Source organism: Pseudonocardia sp. Cha107L01 (assembly GCF_052566575.1).
The window spans coordinates 1,445,658-1,463,016 of sequence record NZ_CP199579.1 but is presented as its reverse complement, the minus strand read 5'-3'; the positions used below and the strand labels follow the sequence as shown (position 1 = coordinate 1,463,016).

General features: G+C 69.6%; 17 protein-coding genes. 8 read left to right on the top strand and 9 right to left on the bottom strand.

Translation table 11 applies throughout. The features are described 5' to 3' along the window. Positions 1-174 precede the first annotated feature (174 nt). On the top strand, positions 175-2,100 hold the full coding sequence (locus ACTXG6_RS06930; protein ID WP_445186931.1) for a hypothetical protein: 1,926 nt from the start codon (positions 175-177) through the stop codon (positions 2,098-2,100). An 84-nt stretch (positions 2,101-2,184) separates the two neighbouring features. On the opposite strand, the gene ACTXG6_RS06925 is transcribed toward ACTXG6_RS06930, so the two are convergent. The 9 genes from ACTXG6_RS06925 to ACTXG6_RS06885 form a co-directional block, all read right to left on the bottom strand. Further along, entirely contained in the window at positions 2,185-2,565 is a 381-nt protein-coding gene (locus ACTXG6_RS06925) for a hypothetical protein (protein WP_445186930.1), read from the bottom strand. A gap of 80 nt (positions 2,566-2,645) precedes the next feature. Further along, the gene (locus ACTXG6_RS06920; RefSeq protein ID WP_445186929.1) at positions 2,646-2,984 is read right to left on the bottom strand and encodes a Rieske 2Fe-2S domain-containing protein; all 339 of its coding nucleotides are present in this window, start codon (positions 2,982-2,984) and stop codon (positions 2,646-2,648) included. A 6-nt stretch (positions 2,985-2,990) separates the two neighbouring features. Then, the gene (locus ACTXG6_RS06915; RefSeq protein ID WP_445186928.1) at positions 2,991-4,211 is read right to left on the bottom strand and encodes a Rieske 2Fe-2S domain-containing protein; all 1,221 of its coding nucleotides are present in this window, start codon (positions 4,209-4,211) and stop codon (positions 2,991-2,993) included. Then, on the bottom strand, positions 4,208-4,405 hold the full coding sequence (locus tag ACTXG6_RS06910; RefSeq protein WP_445186927.1) for an alpha/beta fold hydrolase: 198 nt from the start codon (positions 4,403-4,405) through the stop codon (positions 4,208-4,210). The genes ACTXG6_RS06915 and ACTXG6_RS06910 overlap by 4 nt, the downstream gene beginning before the upstream one ends. Then, complete coding sequence (locus ACTXG6_RS06905; RefSeq protein ID WP_445186926.1) at positions 4,402-5,058, bottom strand: alpha/beta fold hydrolase; 657 nt, start codon at positions 5,056-5,058, stop codon at positions 4,402-4,404. The genes ACTXG6_RS06910 and ACTXG6_RS06905 overlap by 4 nt, the downstream gene beginning before the upstream one ends. Next, positions 5,055-5,333, bottom strand: a complete 279-nt coding sequence (locus ACTXG6_RS06900) for a hypothetical protein (RefSeq protein WP_445186925.1) — start codon at positions 5,331-5,333, stop codon at positions 5,055-5,057. The genes ACTXG6_RS06905 and ACTXG6_RS06900 overlap by 4 nt, the downstream gene beginning before the upstream one ends. A gap of 22 nt (positions 5,334-5,355) precedes the next feature. Next, complete coding sequence (locus ACTXG6_RS06895; RefSeq protein ID WP_445186924.1) at positions 5,356-5,904, bottom strand: aromatic-ring-hydroxylating dioxygenase subunit beta; 549 nt, start codon at positions 5,902-5,904, stop codon at positions 5,356-5,358. Next, positions 5,901-7,211 carry an aromatic ring-hydroxylating oxygenase subunit alpha gene (locus tag ACTXG6_RS06890; RefSeq protein WP_445186923.1) on the bottom strand — a complete coding sequence of 437 codons (1,311 nt, stop codon included), beginning with the start codon at positions 7,209-7,211 and terminating at the stop codon, positions 5,901-5,903. The genes ACTXG6_RS06895 and ACTXG6_RS06890 overlap by 4 nt, the downstream gene beginning before the upstream one ends. 188 nt (positions 7,212-7,399) lie before the next feature. After that, positions 7,400-8,647, bottom strand: a complete 1,248-nt coding sequence (locus ACTXG6_RS06885) for a LuxR C-terminal-related transcriptional regulator (RefSeq protein ID WP_445186922.1) — start codon at positions 8,645-8,647, stop codon at positions 7,400-7,402. A gap of 353 nt (positions 8,648-9,000) precedes the next feature. Here ACTXG6_RS06885 and ACTXG6_RS06880 point away from each other — a divergent pair, with 353 nt between their 5' ends. The 7 genes from ACTXG6_RS06880 to katG all read left to right on the top strand — a co-directional run bounded on the left by ACTXG6_RS06880 (position 9,001) and on the right by katG (position 17,277). After that, positions 9,001-9,912 carry a hypothetical protein gene (locus tag ACTXG6_RS06880; protein ID WP_445186921.1) on the top strand — a complete coding sequence of 304 codons (912 nt, stop codon included), beginning with the start codon at positions 9,001-9,003 and terminating at the stop codon, positions 9,910-9,912. Positions 9,913-9,914: 2 nt separating this feature from the next. Further along, the gene (locus tag ACTXG6_RS06875) at positions 9,915-10,967 is read left to right on the top strand and encodes a DUF7064 domain-containing protein (RefSeq protein ID WP_445186920.1); all 1,053 of its coding nucleotides are present in this window, start codon (positions 9,915-9,917) and stop codon (positions 10,965-10,967) included. 55 nt (positions 10,968-11,022) lie between these two features. Continuing rightward, the gene (locus ACTXG6_RS06870; protein ID WP_445186919.1) at positions 11,023-12,663 is read left to right on the top strand and encodes a phytoene desaturase family protein; all 1,641 of its coding nucleotides are present in this window, start codon (positions 11,023-11,025) and stop codon (positions 12,661-12,663) included. Between the two features lie 10 nt (positions 12,664-12,673). Beyond that, positions 12,674-13,786: a phosphotransferase family protein gene (locus tag ACTXG6_RS06865; RefSeq protein ID WP_445186918.1), complete on the top strand. Its 1,113-nt coding sequence runs from the start codon at positions 12,674-12,676 to the stop codon at positions 13,784-13,786. Between the two features lie 87 nt (positions 13,787-13,873). Continuing rightward, positions 13,874-14,512, top strand: coding sequence for a TetR/AcrR family transcriptional regulator (locus ACTXG6_RS06860; protein ID WP_445186917.1), 639 nt, complete (start codon positions 13,874-13,876; stop codon positions 14,510-14,512). A 60-nt stretch (positions 14,513-14,572) separates the two neighbouring features. Continuing rightward, positions 14,573-15,004 (top strand): Fur family transcriptional regulator, encoded by a 432-nt coding sequence (locus ACTXG6_RS06855; protein WP_445186916.1) that lies wholly within the window; start codon positions 14,573-14,575, stop codon positions 15,002-15,004. Positions 15,005-15,033: 29 nt separating this feature from the next. Continuing rightward, positions 15,034-17,277, top strand: coding sequence for a catalase/peroxidase HPI (katG, locus tag ACTXG6_RS06850; RefSeq protein ID WP_445186915.1), 2,244 nt, complete (start codon positions 15,034-15,036; stop codon positions 17,275-17,277). The last annotated feature ends 82 nt before the right edge of the window (positions 17,278-17,359 follow it).

Sequence of the window (17,359 nt, the reverse complement as noted above, 5' to 3'; positions counted from 1 at the left end):
TGGTCGCCGGACGGTGCGCTCAGGAACGCAACCTCGGCCGGTGACGGTCTCTAGCGTCCGTCCTCGGATGTGGATGCCTGTTCCGGGCGACATCCCAGGACGGCACGCTCCCCCGCCTCGGCCGCATCCCCACCGGCCCGCCGGCCTGACACCGCACATCTTTCGGAGGTCATCATGGCCCATCCCCGAACTCGCCATCCCTGGACCGGCCAGATCCTGGTCGGTGTCCTGCTCGGCTGCCTGTGCCTGGTATCCACCGGGGTCGCGGCCCGTGCACCGGGCATTCGGACCGTCGGCTACGGGACGAGCACAGGGAGGTCGAGCCGGGAGCCGGTTGTGGTGTCCGCCCAGCAGCCGACCCGCCGAGGTCGTGGCCCCCGACCCGCCCCCGGTCCAACACCGCCGAGCGCGACCACCGACCCGGCAGCCCCCACGACCGACCCCGCGGCGCCCACCACTGCCGCGGCGCCCACTACCGACCCGACGGCGCCCACCACCGATCCCGCTGCCGCGGCGCCCACGACCCCGCTGGCCCCGCCTCCCGCGGCCGACGCCGCGGTCAACCAGAACTGCACCCTGGCCGTGCCCCCCGCCCCGCTCACCGCGGTTGGGCTGGCCACCCCCTACCGGCTGACCGCGACCGACGGGGCGGCCGGCGCCTGCCACGAGGCGAACGCCAACCAGTCGGCGTTCGTCGAGGCGGCGATCCTGGACCCGGGGACCGGCAAGATCTCCATCTACCACCCGCTGGTGATCGACGACGGCACCCAACCGGCGGCGGCCCCGGTGCGCCCGACGCTGCCACCCCGGGCCTCGGTCGCAGTGTGGTTCGGCTTCCAGGCCAACACACTGAGCCTGCGCGCCAAGCGCTTCAACCGGCACCGCCTGCTGCTGCGCTTCCTCGGCGGTAACGGCAACCAGTGCGTCAACGGCACAGCGAACTCCCCGTTCGGCCAGTTCGCCTACTGCAACGCGCCGGCGTTCTTCGCCGCGGCCAAGGCAGCGATCCGCGCCGGCTCGCTACGGGTGCCGGCCCTGGGCACCGCCCGCGACGGCCAACCCTGCCCGAGCACCCGTGACTTCAGCGTGGTCGACCAGGACCAGAGCGACAACCTGGACACCAAGTACCTGGCCCTCCCGGATGGGCGCACCGCGCAGTTCTCCCCCGCCAACCAGTCCCAGCTCGCCGGCGCGACCGTACTCACCAATGCCTCGGACAACGGGCTGCTCGACCGCTTCATCGACCCGGCCCTGGGCTGCCAGCCGTTCACCGCACCGGACATCTCGGGAGGAAACAGCCTGACCCCGGCACTCGCGCTCAACGAGCTGCAGGCCGCCGCCGGCCAGCGAGCACCCGTCGCCCTGGTACCTCCGAACGACCCGATGGCCCAGGTCAACGGCCAGAACAACACCGCCAAGACCAACCTCTACCGGGCGGGGGTCAACATGGGGCCGGCTGCCGCCGCGGACACCGGCGCGGCGTACTGCACCAACCTGGGGAAGGTCGCTCCGGCCCGCCTGGCAGGGGCCCAGCAGTTCCTGGCCAATGCCACGTCCCCGGATCCGGCCGCCGGCGCCACCCTGTTCGACTTCCTGACCCAGCGCCTCACAGCCTCCTGGACCAACCTCAACTGCCAGGGCCTCACCGGCCAGGGACCGCCCGCTGTCGGCACGAACACCGCTGCCGCTGTCGCCGTCGCGCCATCGGACACCCCAGCAGCCAACGCCCCGGCGACCACCGGTCCGACAACGACCGACCCCACAACCGCTGACCCCACAACCACCACTCCGACCACGACCGACCCCGCTGCCACCGACCCCGCCGCCGACCCCACAATCACCAACCCGACCACGACCGACCCGGCAACCGGCACGACTCCGGATGCCGGAGCTCCGGCCACCGGCCCCGCACCGCTGGTTGGCGAGGCGAACCCGCCGGTTGACGCAGTTGCTCCGGTGGTCAACGGCCCGACCCCCTCGGGCGTCCCTGGACCGGTTCCGACACCGCAATGCCGGCCGCGCACAGCCCACGACCCTGTCACCGGGACTGCGAGGACCAGGCAGAACGCACGCACCCCAGCCTGCGCCGGCCCGGGCTGATCAGCGGCAAGGTGCGCAACAACGGATGAACCGACCCGGGCCGAGCTCATCGGCCCGGGCGGCCCGCCGCCGGCGGACCGAGGGTCACACCGCCTTCGTGGGCACCCGTCGCAGTCCCGGCGCAACCAGGACACAGCCCAGCAAGGTCAGAACGAGGAAGATCGCCACCAGCACCGCCACCCAGGACGGCACACCGCCCACGAAGAAGGCGGGCAACCCGGTCAGCGCGGAGAGCACCCTGCACCCGGTCAGCCACCGAAGAGCCGCCGTACTGCGCCGCAGCACCACGATGAACAACAGACCCAGGCTCACGATGCCGAGCACCAAGCCGAGAACAACCGCCGCGAACGGCGGTCCGGTCTCACCCGGCGATACCGGCACAAAAGTCATGACCACGTCGACCACGGAGAGCAACCCGAACAACACGAGCCCGCCAAGCAGGCTCCGGGGCAGCGTCGGGTCCATCGAGGCAGTGTGGACCCCCGGCACAGGCCTGCCAAGCACAGTGCGCTATCCAGCCCAATCCGCGCCCAGCACCGCGATGCTCAGGCCCAGAGGGCGACTGGTTCGACAGCTGACGGATCGACCATGACGTGCCCGTCCTCGATCTTGCTCGGGTACTCGGCAAGACGCGACGGGGTCTCCTGCACTCCGTCGCCGGTCCGCACGTCGAAGGCCCACATGTGCGCGGCGCAGGTGAGCACGTTGTCGTACAGGTCGCCGTCCGCGAGGGCTCGCCGCTGGTGCGGGCAGGTGCCTTGGAACACCTTCACCTCCCCGTCGGCGGCCCGCACCGCGACGGCCTTCGTGCCGTCGGCGAGCACACATTCCTTGATCTCCTCAGCCACGACCTCACGTGCTGGACAGAGCACCTGCCACCCCATCGGCCGCTACTTCTTCCCGCCGTAGCGCACCTGCAGGCCCCGGTTGTGCTTGGCGGCGATCCGGCGCCAGGTGAGCACGTACCCGTCCGACCGGGACAGGTTCTCCTTCTCACCGAACTCGTAGCCGTCCTCCGCGTAGGCGCGCTGGGATCCCTCGTTGGCGGTGATGTCGCTGGCGTTGAAGCCCTCGTACTCCAGGTAGGACCAGCGGGTGCGCACGTCGTGCTCGACCCGCAGCGCCTCCTCGGCGTTCGCCACCTTGCTGCCCCACGCGATGAGGTAGCGGTGGTGCGTCTCGTCGACCGGGACGTACCACTCGTAGTGCCAGTAGTTCGCACTCTCCGGATCGCCCGGGTTGGCGCCCCACGGGCCGATGCGCAGCCCGCACGGCAGGGCCAGGGTGGCCTCCATGTTGCCGAACGCGACGCTGCCCGGCTCTACGGCGGGGTCGTAGGCCGCCCGGACCACCCCGACCTCACCATCGCATTCGAACTTGTACTCGAACACCGGGATGGCGTCGCCGAACGCGTCGGTGAACCCCTTGAAGCCCGGCCCCTCGTGCAGGATCCAGCCTTCGTACGGGTTGTTGCCGCGCGGGATCTCCGCGAACGGCAGCGGCTGGCGCCAGTAGTCGAGCAGCGCGTCCCGTTTGTGGATGAATGTGTGGTTCAGCTCGGAGGCCGAGTCGGCGGCGATGCGCCAGTTCGACGCCACCTCCTGCTGGTGGAACGGCACCACGTGCATGTCCTCGGCCAGGAACTCCGGTGGCAGGTCGTCGGACAGCGGCGGCGGCTCGATGTCCCCGATGAAGACGAAGAGCATCCCCTTGTGTTCCTCGATCGGGTAGGACCGCAGCTTCAGCTTGCCGATCAGCTTGCTGTCCGGGTCGGAGGGGATCCCGACGAGACCGCCGTCGGCCAGGTTGTAGGTGAACCCGTGGAACCAGCAGGTGACGGTGTTCTTGGTGAAGCACTCCGGCTTCTTCGACAGCTGGAAGCCACGGTGCAGGCATTCGTCGCGCACGCCGTAAACGCGACCGTCCACGCGCTTGAGCAGAATGTCCTCGCCCAGTACCCGGAGGGTCTTGATCTCGGTTTCCCTGACATCCGAGCTGAACATCGCCGGGTACCAGTGGTTGCGGAAGCCGAGGACCGCGTCCTCGTACCGCGCCGGGCTGCTCGCGCTCGCGCCGTCGGTGGCGCCGGGCCGCGCCGCGGACATCGTCATGACGCCGTCCGCCCGGGGGTCTTCGCACCGTAGGAGTCGAGGAAGTCGAGGGTCACCGAGGAGAAGATCTCCGGGTACTCGATCATCGCCCAGTGCCGGCAGTTCGGGATGAGGTAGCCGGTGGAGTTCTCCAGCAGCTCCAGGAACGTGTAGGCGTCCGAGATCGGCACCACCATGTCCTGCTTCCCGTTCACCACCAATGTGCGCGTGGTGACCCGCCGGATGTCGTCGTGGGTGTAGCCGAAGCCGTTCTCCCGGACCCATCCCATGATCGCCCGTAGGCGGCGCGGGTGTCCGGCTGGGCGGACAGCTCGTAGCGGTACCGGACCTGGTCGTCGCTGGCCCGGTAGTCCGGGTTGGCCAGCACCTCGATGATCCGGCGCATGCCCTCCGGGGTGAAGTCGTAGTTCATCAGCGGCGCCAGGGCGGGGTTCGGCGGGCCGTCGTGCGGCACCCCCGCGCTACCCATCAGCACCAGGTTGGCCACCAGGTCGGGCCGGGTCATGGCCACTCCGAGCGCGGTCGCGCCGCCCATCGAGTTGCCCACGATGCTGACCCGCTCCAGCCCCAGCGCCTCGATGAAGGCGACGATCTGGCTGTTGCGCGACTGCTGGCTGTAGGTGAAGCCGTCCGGGCCGGGCTTGTCACTGCGCCCGAACCCGACCATGTCCACCGCGATGGCCCGGCGCCGCTTGGCGAACAGCGGCAGGCAGTCGCGCCAGTTGGAGACGCTGTCGGCTCCGGCGCCGCCGCCGTGCAGCAGGATCACCGGGTCCCCGGCGCCGTCCTCGATGTAGTGCGTCCGGAAGCTGCCGGTGGTGACGAACATGCCGCTGGGCGCGCTCATGCGCTACCTCCTGGTCGGTCGGTGGTGAGGCGGTCGGTCGTGATGCGGTGGGCGCGCAGGTCGGCGAGTGCGCCGTGGTCGCGGGCCTCGTCGGCCAGCAGGGCGAACACGGTGTCGTCGGCGTGGCAGAGCAGGGCCAGTGCGACCGGGTCGAGGAATACCTCGAGCTCGTCCCGGACCGAGACGATGCGCACCCGTGGTCCGTTCGCGGACACGTCGAGGGAGACCTCGACGGTGGCGTACTCGTTACCCAGCCGCAGTGGTTCGCCGGGCATCAGAACAGCACTCCCACGGGCATCAGAACAGGACGCTGATGTTGTCGGTGCGGAACGACGCGTGGTCCAGCAGGACCATCCGCTCGCGGATCCGCCAGCCCGCGCCGTCGTCCGTCCGGCCGGTCGGCTCCACGCGCTCCAGCCGGTCGCTGCGCCGGCCGACGAACCAGTGCTCGACGCTCTCCAGCCGGGAGCGGTAGACGATGAAGTTCGAACCCGCGGACACGGTGCCGTCGTCGCTCTCGCTGACCTGCACGTTGGAGATCAGCCGGCGGGTCCGCGAGGGCGGGATCTCCGCCCATGCGGACTTCGCCTCCATGCTGGCCACCCGCAGCGCCAGCGTCAGGTGGTTGTCCTCGAACACGCCCAGCTGGCCGGGCACGGTGACGTCCGGGCTGCCCTCCCGGTTCACCCGGGTCGGCGCCCAGTACCGCGCCTCGGGATCCCACAGTGCGAGCCACTCGCGGAGGCGCCGCTCGTCGAGCAGGGTCGCCTCGTGGAAGTAGAACTGCTCCACCGACCAGCTCAGCAGCATCCGGTCCAGACGGGTACCTGGCTCGACAGCGGTCACCGCCGCACCTGCCCGGTCATGAACGACAGCCAATGCTCGTACCAGCGCCGTTGGTTGGCCTCCGACCAGATGCCGCCGCCGGCTCCGGGCGCGTCCCCGTCGCCGACGATCTCCGCGCCGGTCCGGTCCTGACCCAGGCCCAGCATCAGGTTGTTCTCCATCCGGCGCCCGATCACCCCGCGCATGGAGGCCTGGCACTCCCGGAAGTTCTCCCCGTCGTCCTGTTCGAGCATGCCGCTGGGCCCGAAGGTGAGGGTGTACTGGCGCCGCAGGGCGTCCTTGACCTCGGCCGGGAGGCTCTTGTCCACCACGCACCACTGGTGGACGGTGTGGCTGCCCGGGCCCTCCGGATGGTGCACCCGGACCAGTCGCAACAGCTCGATGTCCAGGAACGCGAAGTTCGGGAAGACGTTGCCGTGCCCGCCGGGCACGACCCTGCTCATCTCCTGGCTGTACCGCTCGGCGACCCTGGCCCGTTGGGCGGCCAGGTGCTCGCTGTACGGGGTGGCCATGGTCGCCATCGGGTGCACCGGGGCGCCCTCGGCGTCCGCGCTGGCCGGTGGCCCGAACCCGTTGCCGAGGAAACCCATTCCGGCGGCGATCTCGTAACCGTCGTCCCCCGACGGGCCGAGCAGGCCGATCTCCATGGAGCGGGCGTGCGAGTGTGCCACGTGGTACATGTCACAGGCGAAGTTCTCGGTGGGGATCTTCCAGTTGCTTCTCACCGACCACTTGTGCACGCCGCCGACGAACTCCACCCCCTCCGGGTCCCGCCCGAAGACCAGATCGAAGTAGAGCCGGAAATCGCCCAGCCACTCGGTCAGCGGCACCGCGCCGGCGTCCCAGTTGCCGAACAGGAACCCGCCGTACTCCTCCACGCGGGGCACCTCGAGCAGGCCCCACTCCTTCTTGTCCAGCACGCCGCCGTAGCCCAGCCGGAACTTCGGCACCCCGGTCAGCTCACCGGTGTTGGAGTACGTCCAGGCGTGGTAGGGGCAGCGGAAGAAGCTGGTGTTGCCCTCGTCCGAACGGCACACCCGCATGCCCCGGTGCCGGCACGAGTTCAGCATCGCGCGGACCTGGCCGTCCTTGCCGCGCGCCACGATCACCGGGTCCTCACCCATGTACGTGGTGAGGAAGTCGCCCGGCTGGGCCAGCTGGCTGGTGTGGCCGAGGAAGAGCCAGGACCTCGTGAAGATCCGCTCCAACTCGTGGTCGTAGATCCCCTGGTCCACGTAGACCTGGCGGGACACGGTGCCCTTGGCCGGCTGTACCAGTCCCGCCAGGTCCGTCGTCGCGATGCTCATGCCAGCGCCACCCGGCCGTCGAACCAGCCCATCGCCGTCTCCCGTGCTCCCGGCAACCCCGTCGTTGCGTGGGGACCGTGGCACGGGTCACGTCCGGGCGGACCCGGATCTGTACCGATCGGACGAGAAGATCACCGCCGACCGGACGATGCTTCCGGCAGTGCCCGGGACGGGCCTCGGCGGCGGGCTCAGCGGCGCCGGGGGGACGCGGTAGTCGCGCCGGGCCGCAGCCACCGGGTGACCGCCTCCGCCCGGTTGGCCGCGCCGAGCTTGCGCAGGATGTTGCGCACGTGGGTCTTCACGGTGCCCTCGGACAGGACCAGCCGGGTGGCTATCCGGGCGTTGGTCTGCCCGGTGGCCATCAACCGCAGCACGTCGAGCTCACGTCGGCTCAGCCCCGGGTCGGCGGGTCCGAGCGGGCCCACCGGCGGGGCTCCGATCGGGCCGGGGTGTTCGACGCAGTCCGCGTCGAGCAGGCAACCGTCCGGGCCCCCCGTCTGACCTGGCCAGCCGGCCAGGTCCTGGTCCATCGCGTCGGTCAGCTCGCCGGCCATCCGGCCCACCGAGTCCCGCAGGCCGGACAGCCGGGCGAGCAACATGGTCCGCTGCAGGGCATAGCCGTAACCGGCGGCGAAGGTGGCCAGCAGGTCGCGGTCGAACTCGTCCACATTGCGGCGCTGGAAATAGCAGTCGGCGTGCAGCAGACCGACGACACGCCCCTCCACCAGCACCGGGGCGGTCACGTACGAGCGGGCCAGCGACGCCTCGGCAATCTGCCGGTGCACGTGGCTCTCGCTCTGCACGTTGCTGACCACCAGCGCCGACCGCCGGCGGGCCGCCTCGGACTCGACCAGTCCGCTCAACAGCCGGCGCGGGTTCTGCCGGCCGACGCGGACGATCTCCTCAGCCCACTCGGGGTCTCCCCGTACGCACATCGCCTCGGTCCGCCACACCGAGTCCCGGATCGCGGACACGATCGCCCGGTCGAAGCCCAGGTCACAGAGCGCCCGCACCCCGATGTCGTTCAGCTGGCTGACCGTGCGAGCCCCACTCAGCCTGCCCAGTACCCGGCCGACCTCGCCCAGGGCGCGCTCCCGCTGCGCGGTCCTGCCGTCGCGCAACTCGGCCTCGACGGCGCGTATCCGGTTCAACAGTTCGAACAGGTCGTCCGAGGTGGAGGCTCGCTCGGCGGCGTGCGGGTCGCCCCGCAGAGCGCCGGTGACCAGCCGCCACACCTCGGACAACGCGGCGCTCGCGGCCGGATAGTCGACGATCGGCGCCGGAGCGGGGGACCAGATCAACAGCGCGGCGGCGGCGTCGAGCACCTGACGCACCTCGCGTACCACGGCGGCCGGCACCCGGGGGCCACGCGCGGTCCATGAGTCACCCGGGTCGTGTGCCCGGTGCAACGCCACCCGCTCCGACATCATCGTCATCGAGGACCTCCACGCCGCACGTCGCCGTTAGAGCGCGTGCCGCGCGAATCTACGCGAACGGCACCAGAACCCGCGACCGGCGCGGTGGCGCGTGGGGTCGCAAGTCAGGGCGCCCGCGCGTTGGCGTCGGGGCTGGTCAGATCCGTTCGGTGGTCACGGCGCAAGGGTCCGCGGCGGGTAGCCGATCGAGACGTACAGCTGGTCGCTGGGCGCGATCGGCGGTGGCGGCTGCCCGTGCGACCCCCGCCGTCAGACATTGAATGAACTTTCACTCTTGAACGTCGGATCAGTCACAGGTACATTCCAAACAGTGTTCGGTATGTCCTGGCCCACCCGATGATCGGAGAAGACCAGTGTTGATCTCGCTGATCACAGCGCTGACGCCGTCGATCCCACAGCCGCCGGTCACCGATGCGATGCCGAAGCTGCCAGAGACGATCTTCAACATCTTCATCTTCATCCCGCTCGGCATCGCGCTGGCACTGGCCGTCCGGAAGATCGTCAAAGGGCAGGGCCCGGTGCTGCTCTACTGCATCATCGGTGGCGCCCTCGCCGCGACGATGGAGCCGGTGGTCGACGTACTGGGCCTGGTCTACCTGAAGGAGGTGAACGCGCTCGGCACGTTCACCATCCTGGACCGGACGATGCCGCTCTACATCTGCTTCGTCTATCCCTGGTACGTCGGCGGGCTGGGTTACCTGGCCTCGCGGCTCTTCCGCCGTGGCGTGACCACGAGGGACCTGTTCCTGCTGTGGGCGATCGACTGCGTGGTCGACATCTTCCTGGAGACCCCCGGCATCCTGGCCGGTACGTACCTCTACTACGGCCACCAGCCGTTCAACTTCTGGGGCTTCCCGCTGTGGTGGGGCTTCGTGAACCCGGTGATGCCGATGGTCGCCGGCGCGCTGATCTACAAGCTGGGGCCGAGGCTGGACACCCCCTTGAAGCGGCTGGCCGTCATCCCGATCATCCCGATGGCCGACGGCATCGCCAACGGTGCGGCGGCGTGGCCGATGTGGGGCACGCTCAACCAGCACGACGTGTCCTACGCGGTGACCTACCTCGCGGGCTTCGCCTGCCTGGGCCTGTCGCTGTTCTGCGTGTGGATCATCAGCCTCGCCGTGGCGCGACCGGCGCACGAACTGCCCGACGAGTCGCTGGCCGCGAAGCTCAAGGCCCTCGTCGTCGGGACCGAGGCTCCCACCCCTTCCTACGCCGGCACAGCTGTCGCCGGCACCAGCACGATCGACGCATCGAGGAGCTGACCGTGCCCATCGGAGTCCACCCCGGCGAGACCGATCTCTGGCTGCCGCTGCCTGCCCCGGGCGAGCAGTGGGACCCACACCTGATCCACACCCACTACTTCGGCTTCTCCATCCCGGAGGCACAGATCGGCGCCTTCCTGTACGTGCGCTACCAACCCGCGTTCCCCCTGTCGCAGGGCGGCGTGTGCATCTTCCAGGGCACCGACAACGTCGAGCACACCGACATGGCGTACCTGGACTACGAGATCACCATGCCGTGGCCGACGATCGAGGGGAACACGGTCACCACCGCCAACGGCTTGCGGATCGAGTTCACCGAGCTCGGCCGTACCGCCCGGATCACCTACACCAGCCACGACGGCGACACCTCCCTGGACGTGGTCGCCGAGGCCGTCACCCCACTGCTCGCACGCGGCCACGTCATGCCCGGTGAGGAGGACCACCACAACGACCCGAGCCGCGAGCCGGGCGGCACCGAGCAGTTCATGCACATGACCGGCGAGCTGGTATTGCACGGCGAACGCCACGCGATCGACTGCTACGCCCCCAGGGACCGCTCCTGGCGGCAGATCCGGGTGGAGAAGCGCGGCGCGGTACCCATCCCGCCGGTCGGCTGGTCACCGATGTACTTCGGCCCCGACCTGATCTTCAACCAGATCAGCTTCGAGCCACTGGACACCGACCCCGCCTGGGCCGGCCTGTTCGAGGTGGGCAACCGCCCCTCGCACCACTACGCGTGGATCCAGCTCGGCGAGGAGACCCGCGAGATCGTCCGGGTCCGGCGCAACGTGCTGGAGTACCACCCCACGATCCACCTGCCGATTCGCCAGGAGATCGAGGCGGAGGACGAAACTGGGGCGACCTACCGGTTCACCGGCGAGGCGATCGCCTGCGCCTCGCTGCCGGCCTGGCCGAACACCTCCTTCCACGACAGCGTCTACCGCTGGGAGGACCAGGAGGGCCGGGTCGCGTACGCCACCTACCAGGAACTGTGGTTCGACACCTACCAGCGCGCCATGAAGAAGCGGCGCTCGGTCGTCGCCTCGAGCAGCTGACCCGGGGACACCGATCCGAACCCCCGTTACCGGCGAGCGAAGGAGCTCGATATCCATGAGCCACGACTACGACGTCATCGTCATCGGCGCCGGCCACAACGGTCTCACCGCGGCGGCCTACCTGGCCAGGGCGGGTAAGCGCGTCGTGGTGCTCGAGGCCTCGCCCACCTCGGGCGGGATGCTCGGCACCAACCCGATCTTTCCCAGCGCCCCCGACCACCTGATCAACGAGGGCGGCATCCAAGCCTCGATGTTCCGCTCCACCACCATCGTGGACGACCTCCAGCTCGGGCGCCACGGGCTCCGACAGATCATCGCCGACCCGTTCCACGTGCACCTCGACGTCGACGGATCCTCGCTGGCGTTCTGGCGGGACCCCCGGCGCACCGCCGAGGAGCTCAAGCGGTTCTCGCACAAGGACGCGGCCGCCTACCTCGAGTTCGCCAACCAGTGCGACGCGCTGATGGACCTGGCGCTGCCGTTCATGAAAGGCCACCCGACCCGGCCCTCCGGCCGCGCGCTGCTCAACTCGATCCCGGTCCTGGCCCGGCGCCGCAAGGAACTGAGGCCACTGGTCGACTTCCTGACCCGGTCGCACGCCGAGATCATCACCGAACGGTTCGACACCCCGATCCTGCAGGCCGCGCTGGCGTCGATGCCGCCGTTCTGCTGGATGACCCAGGACGGCACCGGCTGGGCGCTCATCTACATCGCGATGTGCCACCGGCTGAACTCCTCGCGAATGGCCGGCGGGTCAGGACAGCTCCCGGCCTCGATCCAACGCTCCTTCGAGGCCAGCGGCGGCAAGGTCCAGCTCTCCGCACGCGTCTCGGAACTGCTGCTGGACGGCGAGAGGATCAGCGGCGTCCGGCTCGAGGGTGGGGAGGTGCTGCGCGCGCCGTACGTGTTGGCGTCCTGCAGCCCGAAGCTGACCCTGACCGAGCTGCTGCCGCGCGGTGTCCTCGAGGACACCATGCAGCGACGCGCCGACGCGATCCCCGTCGACGTCGTGGAAGCCGCTTCACTCAAGATCGACGTCGCGTTGGACGGCCAGCTCACCCTGCCCCGCCACCAGGCGTGGCGCGCCGCGCACCTCCCCGGCGACACCCTCAACCTGCGCGAGCCGATCGTGGCCTGGCAGACCTTCGACGAGCACATCCGGGCCTGGGAGGACACCATCGCCGGGCGCTGGCCGGACCCGATCTGCGGCATCGGGATCATCCCGACCGCACTCGACCCCAGTCAGGCCCCGGCCGGCAAGGACACCTTCTGGTACTGGTCGGGCATCACCCCGGCGCACCCGCGCGAGCCGTGGAAGGACGTCCGGGACAAGATCGGCGACCGTGCGCTGGACGCGGCCGCGGAGATCTACGAGGGGCTGGACTCGATGGTCATCGAGCGTCGGGTGTTCAACATCCCGGACCTCGAGACGCGGTTCAACGTCCCCGGCGGCAACGTCTACCACGTCGACCCGGCGGCCATGCGGATGGGACCACTGCGTCCGGCCAGCGGGTTCGGCAGCTACCACACGCCGGTACCCGGACTGTTCCTCAGCGGCGCCGGAACCCACCCCACCGGGGGCATCAGCGGCATCCCCGGACAGCAGTCCGCCAAGTGGCTGCTGAAGAAGATGCGCAAGGAGAGCGGTGGCGGCGTGGTTGCACGCGCCAAGGACCTCTCCCGCACGAGTAAGTGAGGCGACCGACATGGCCCTGACGAACAAGATTGACGCCGACGAGGCGACCCGGGCTCTCACCAGCTGGCTCGGGCGGCGGATGCCGGACGCACAGGACATCCGGGTGAGCGGGGTGAACGTTCCCAGTGCGAGCGGCCTGTCCACCGAGACCGTCCTGTTCGACGCCGCCTGGACCGAGAACGGTGCGCCGAAGCTGCAGGGGATGGTCGCGCGGGTACAACCGGGCGGCCCCGGGGTGTTCGCCAGCTACGACCTGGCGAAGGAGGCCACGGTCATGCGCGCGCTCGCCGACCACACCGCGGTCCCGGCGCCGAAGATCCTCTTCTACGAGCAGGATCCCGAGGTGCTCGGGTCGCCGTTCCTGGTCATGGCCCGGGTGGACGGCCGCATCCCGTCGGACGACCCGCCGTTCACCGCCACGGGCTGGGTGCTGGACCTCGAACCCGAGCAGCGCGGGCAGCTCTGGGACAACAGCCTGCGGGTGCTGGCCCAGGTTCACCAGGTCGACTGGCGAGCCCTCGGCCTGGAGTTCCTGGACAGCCCTGAGCAGTGCAGCGGACTGGCCGCCCAGCTCGCGCACTGGGAGCAGATCTTCACCTGGGCCGCCGAGGGTGAGCCCAACCACACTCTCGAAGCCGCGCTGCGCTGGCTGCGGGACAACCAGCCCGTCGAGGAGGGCGAGAAGGTCCTCAACTGGGGTGACGCCCGGGTCGGCAACCTCATCTTCGCCGACGACCACACCGTGGCGGCGGTCCTGGACTGGGAGATGGTGGCGCTGGCCAGCCGCGAGCTCGAACTCGGCTGGTGGCTGTTCCTGATCCGACACCACACCGAAGGCATCGGGCTGCCGCTCCCCGAGGGCATCCCGGACGGGGCCGAGTCGATAGCGCGCTACGAACAGATCACCGGGCACCAGGTGCGCGACATCGACTACTACGAGATCTTCGCCGGCACCCGGCTGGCCATCATCATGGTCCGCGCCGCGCACATGATGATCACTGCGGGCCTGCTCCCGCCGGACGCGACCATGGCGGTGAACAACCCGGCCAGCCAGTTGGTCGCCAAGCTGCTCGGCCTGCCCGCCCCGACCGGCGAGGCCATCAGCTTCATCGGCAACCGCTGACCGAGAAGCTGACGAGGCCGCGGGCCGCTGATGGCGGGAGGACACGCACGGCACCGTGACAGCCGTACGAGCTGCGAGGATGAGTTCGTGGAGAACGAGTCGCAGCGCGGCAGCCCGACGCGAGGTGATCGCCAGCGCGAGCGCACCAGGAGGAAGTTGCTCGACGCGGGTCGGACCTTGATCGCTGAGCGGGGCGTCGCCGGCCTCCGCATCCAAGAGATCACCGAACGGGCCGACGTGGCCCTGGGCTCGTTCTACAACCACTTCACCACGAAGGAGGCACTCGTCGAGGCGGTGATCTCGGAGAGCCTGACCGATCTCGCGGCCGCCACCATGACGTCGGTTCGACATGTCGTCGACCCCGCCGAGGTGGTCGCCTCATCCTGCCTCCGGATCATCCGGCTCGCCTTCGACGACCCCGACTTCGCACGCCTCGTGGTGAACCTCGGACACGCCGACTCGCTGTTCGGGACCGCCATGCACCCCTATGCGCGGATCGCCGTCGAGCGCGGTCTCGCGACCGGGCGCTTCGCCGTGGTCGATATCGAGGTGACCTTGACCGCGATCATCGGCGGGGCGTTCGGACTGATCCGGGGGATCCTCGACGGCCGCCACGGCCGTGGCGCCGAGGAAGCCTTCACCCAGCATGTCCTCACGTCGCTGGGCCTGACACCCACCGACGCGGCTGCTGTCTCCGGGTCGGTGGCCGCCACGATCGGCCGCTGAGTGCGCACATGCCGCCCCCCGGTTCTTGATTGAGTCCAGAAAACTGGCAAACTTCGCGGCGTGCCAACGACTTCGGAACTCGAGCGCATGTTGCGTGGGGTTGCCCTGCGTGTGACACGTCCTCGGGTGGCGGTGCTGTCCGCGGTGCACGACCATCCACATGCCGACACTGACTCGATCATCGGTATCGTGCGCGGGGACCTCGGTGAGGTGTCCCACCAGGCCGTCTACGACGTGCTGCGTGCGCTTACTACCGCGGGTCTGGTGCGGCGCATCGAGCCGGCGGGCTCGGTGGCGCGCTACGAGTCGAGGGTCGGGGACAACCACCACCACGTCGTGTGTCGGTCCTGCGGTGCCATCGCCGATATCGATTGCGCCGTCGGCACCACCCCCTGCATGACCGCGTCCGACGACCGGGGCTTCGTGATAGACGAGGCCGAGGTCATCTACTGGGGCCTGTGCCCCGACTGTTCCACCGCATTCAGTTCCTGAACACACCGTCTGATCCCGGAGGGATTCCCGTGTCTGACAGTCCTGACGCCGTTGTTGGAGAGATGAATGAGGAGCAGGAAGCCCGGTGCCCCGTCGCGACCGGACGCCGCCCGCACCCGACCGAGGGCGGGAGCAACCGGGACTGGTGGCCGAACCAGCTCAACCTGAGCATCCTCCGCAAGCACCCCGCCGTGGCCAACCCGATGGGTGAGGACTTCGACTACGCCGCCGCGTTCAACACCGTCGACCTCGACGCACTGGCCGCCGACGTCGACGCGGTGCTCACGACCTCGCAGGAATGGTGGCCCGCCGACTTCGGCCACTACGGGCCGTTCATGATCCGGATGGCGTGGCACAGCGCCGGCACCTACCGCATCCACGACGGCCGAGGCGGCGCCGGCGCAGGCATGCAGCGCTTCGCGCCGCTGAACAGCTGGCCGGACAACGGCAACCTCGACAAGGCGCGCCGGCTGCTCTGGCCGGTCAAGAAGAAGTACGGCCGCACGGTCTCCTGGGCCGACCTGATGATCTTCGCGGGCAACCGCGCCCTGGAGACGATGGGCTTCACGACCTTCGGCTTCGCCGGCGGCCGGCCGGACGTCTGGGAGCCCGACGAGGACGTCTACTGGGGACCCGAGGAGACCTGGCTCGGCGGCGACGAGCGCTACACCGGCGACCGGGAGCTCGAGAACCCGCTGGCCGCCGTCCAGATGGGTCTCATCTACGTCAACCCGGAGGGCCCCAACGGCGTCCCCGACCCGCTCGCCGCGGCCCGCGACATCCGCGAGACGTTCGGGCGCATGGCGATGAACGACGAGGAGACCGTCGCGCTGATCGCGGGCGGGCACACGTTCGGCAAGACCCACGGCGCGGCCGACCCGGACCGCTACGTCGGACCCGAGCCCGAGGGCGCACCGCTCGAGGAGCAGGGCCTCGGCTGGACGAACAGCTTCGGCAGCGGAAAGGGCCGGGACGCGATCACCAGCGGCCTCGAGGTCACCTGGACGGCCACGCCGACGAGGTGGAGCAACAGCTTCTTCCAGAACCTTTTCGGCTACGAGTGGGAGCTCACCAAGAGCCCCGCCGGCGCCAACCAGTGGCAGCCGAAGGACGGCGCCGGGGCCAACACCGTGCCGGACCCCGAGGACGGTTCGCTGGTCCGGCCTCCGACGATGCTGACCACCGACCTCGCGCTGCGGTTCGACCCGATCTACGAGCCGATCTCGCGGCGCTTCCTGGAGAACCCGGACCAACTGGCGGACGCGTTCGCCCGGGCCTGGTTCAAGCTGACGCACCGTGACATGGGCCCGATCCAGCGCTACCTCGGCCCGTTGGTCCCCCAGGAGACGCTGCTCTGGCAGGACCCGGTCCCGGCGGTGGACCACAAGCTGGTCGGGGCCGAGGACATCGCGGCGCTCAAGGGCCAGATCCTCGCCTCGGACCTGTCGGTCGCCCAGCTCGTCTCCACCGCGTGGGCGTCGGCCTCGACCTTCCGCGGCAGCGACAAGCGCGGCGGCGCGAACGGGGCCCGGATCCGCCTCGAGCCGCAGCGCGACTGGGAGGTCAACGACCCCGACACGCTGGCGCAGGTGCTGCGCACCCTGGAAGGCATCCAGCAGTCCTTCAACGCCTCCCAGACCGGCGGCAAGCAGATCTCCCTCGCCGACCTCATCGTGCTCGGCGGGTGCGCAGCGGTCGAGCAGGCCGCCAAGAACGCCGGCCACGACGTGGCTGTCCCATTCACCCCGGGGCGTACGGACGCCTCGCAGGAGCAGACCGACATCGAGTCCTTCGTCGCACTCGAGCCGACCGCGGACGGGTTCCGCAACTACCGGGGCAAGGGCAACCGACTCCCGTCGGAGTACCTGCTCATCGACCGCGCGAACCTGCTCACCCTCAGCGCACCCGAGATGACCGTCCTCGTCGGCGGCCTGCGCGTCCTGGGCGCCAACACCGGGCAGTCCCCACAAGGCGTCCTCACCACGACGCCCGGATCGCTGACCAACGACTTCTTCGTCAACCTGCTCGACATGGGCACGACGTGGAAGGCGACCGAAGACGGCGCCACCGCAGAGACCTTCGAGGGTCGCGACTCCGCCACCGGTGAGGTCACGTGGACCGGCAGCCGCGCCGACCTCGTCTTCGGCTCGAACTCCGAACTGCGCGCCGTCGCCGAGGTCTACGCGAGCGACGACGCGAAGGAGAAGTTCGTGCACGACTTCGTCGCCGCGTTCGACAAGGTCATGAACCTCGACCGGTACGACCTGATCTGACCCTGCCTGATCCTGCCTGATCGAAAGGTCCAGGTCGGCCGCTCTTCGGCCGGCCTGGACAGCAACCACAAGCAAAACGCCG

Coding starts and splice junctions, on each gene's coding strand:
- ACTXG6_RS06915 (WP_445186928.1), bottom strand. CDS start 4,211: ATGACGATGTCCGCGGCGCGGCCCGGCGCCACCGACGGCGCGAGCGCG.
- ACTXG6_RS06925 (WP_445186930.1), bottom strand. CDS start 2,565: ATGGACCCGACGCTGCCCCGGAGCCTGCTTGGCGGGCTCGTGTTGTTC.
- ACTXG6_RS06900 (WP_445186925.1), bottom strand. CDS start 5,333: ATGCCCGGCGAACCACTGCGGCTGGGTAACGAGTACGCCACCGTCGAG.
- ACTXG6_RS06870 (WP_445186919.1), top strand. CDS start 11,023: ATGAGCCACGACTACGACGTCATCGTCATCGGCGCCGGCCACAACGGT.
- ACTXG6_RS06930 (WP_445186931.1), top strand. CDS start 175: ATGGCCCATCCCCGAACTCGCCATCCCTGGACCGGCCAGATCCTGGTC.
- ACTXG6_RS06920 (WP_445186929.1), bottom strand. CDS start 2,984: ATGGGGTGGCAGGTGCTCTGTCCAGCACGTGAGGTCGTGGCTGAGGAG.
- ACTXG6_RS06890 (WP_445186923.1), bottom strand. CDS start 7,211: ATGAGCATCGCGACGACGGACCTGGCGGGACTGGTACAGCCGGCCAAG.
- ACTXG6_RS06865 (WP_445186918.1), top strand. CDS start 12,674: ATGGCCCTGACGAACAAGATTGACGCCGACGAGGCGACCCGGGCTCTC.
- ACTXG6_RS06905 (WP_445186926.1), bottom strand. CDS start 5,058: ATGAGCGCGCCCAGCGGCATGTTCGTCACCACCGGCAGCTTCCGGACG.
- ACTXG6_RS06885 (WP_445186922.1), bottom strand. CDS start 8,647: ATGACGATGATGTCGGAGCGGGTGGCGTTGCACCGGGCACACGACCCG.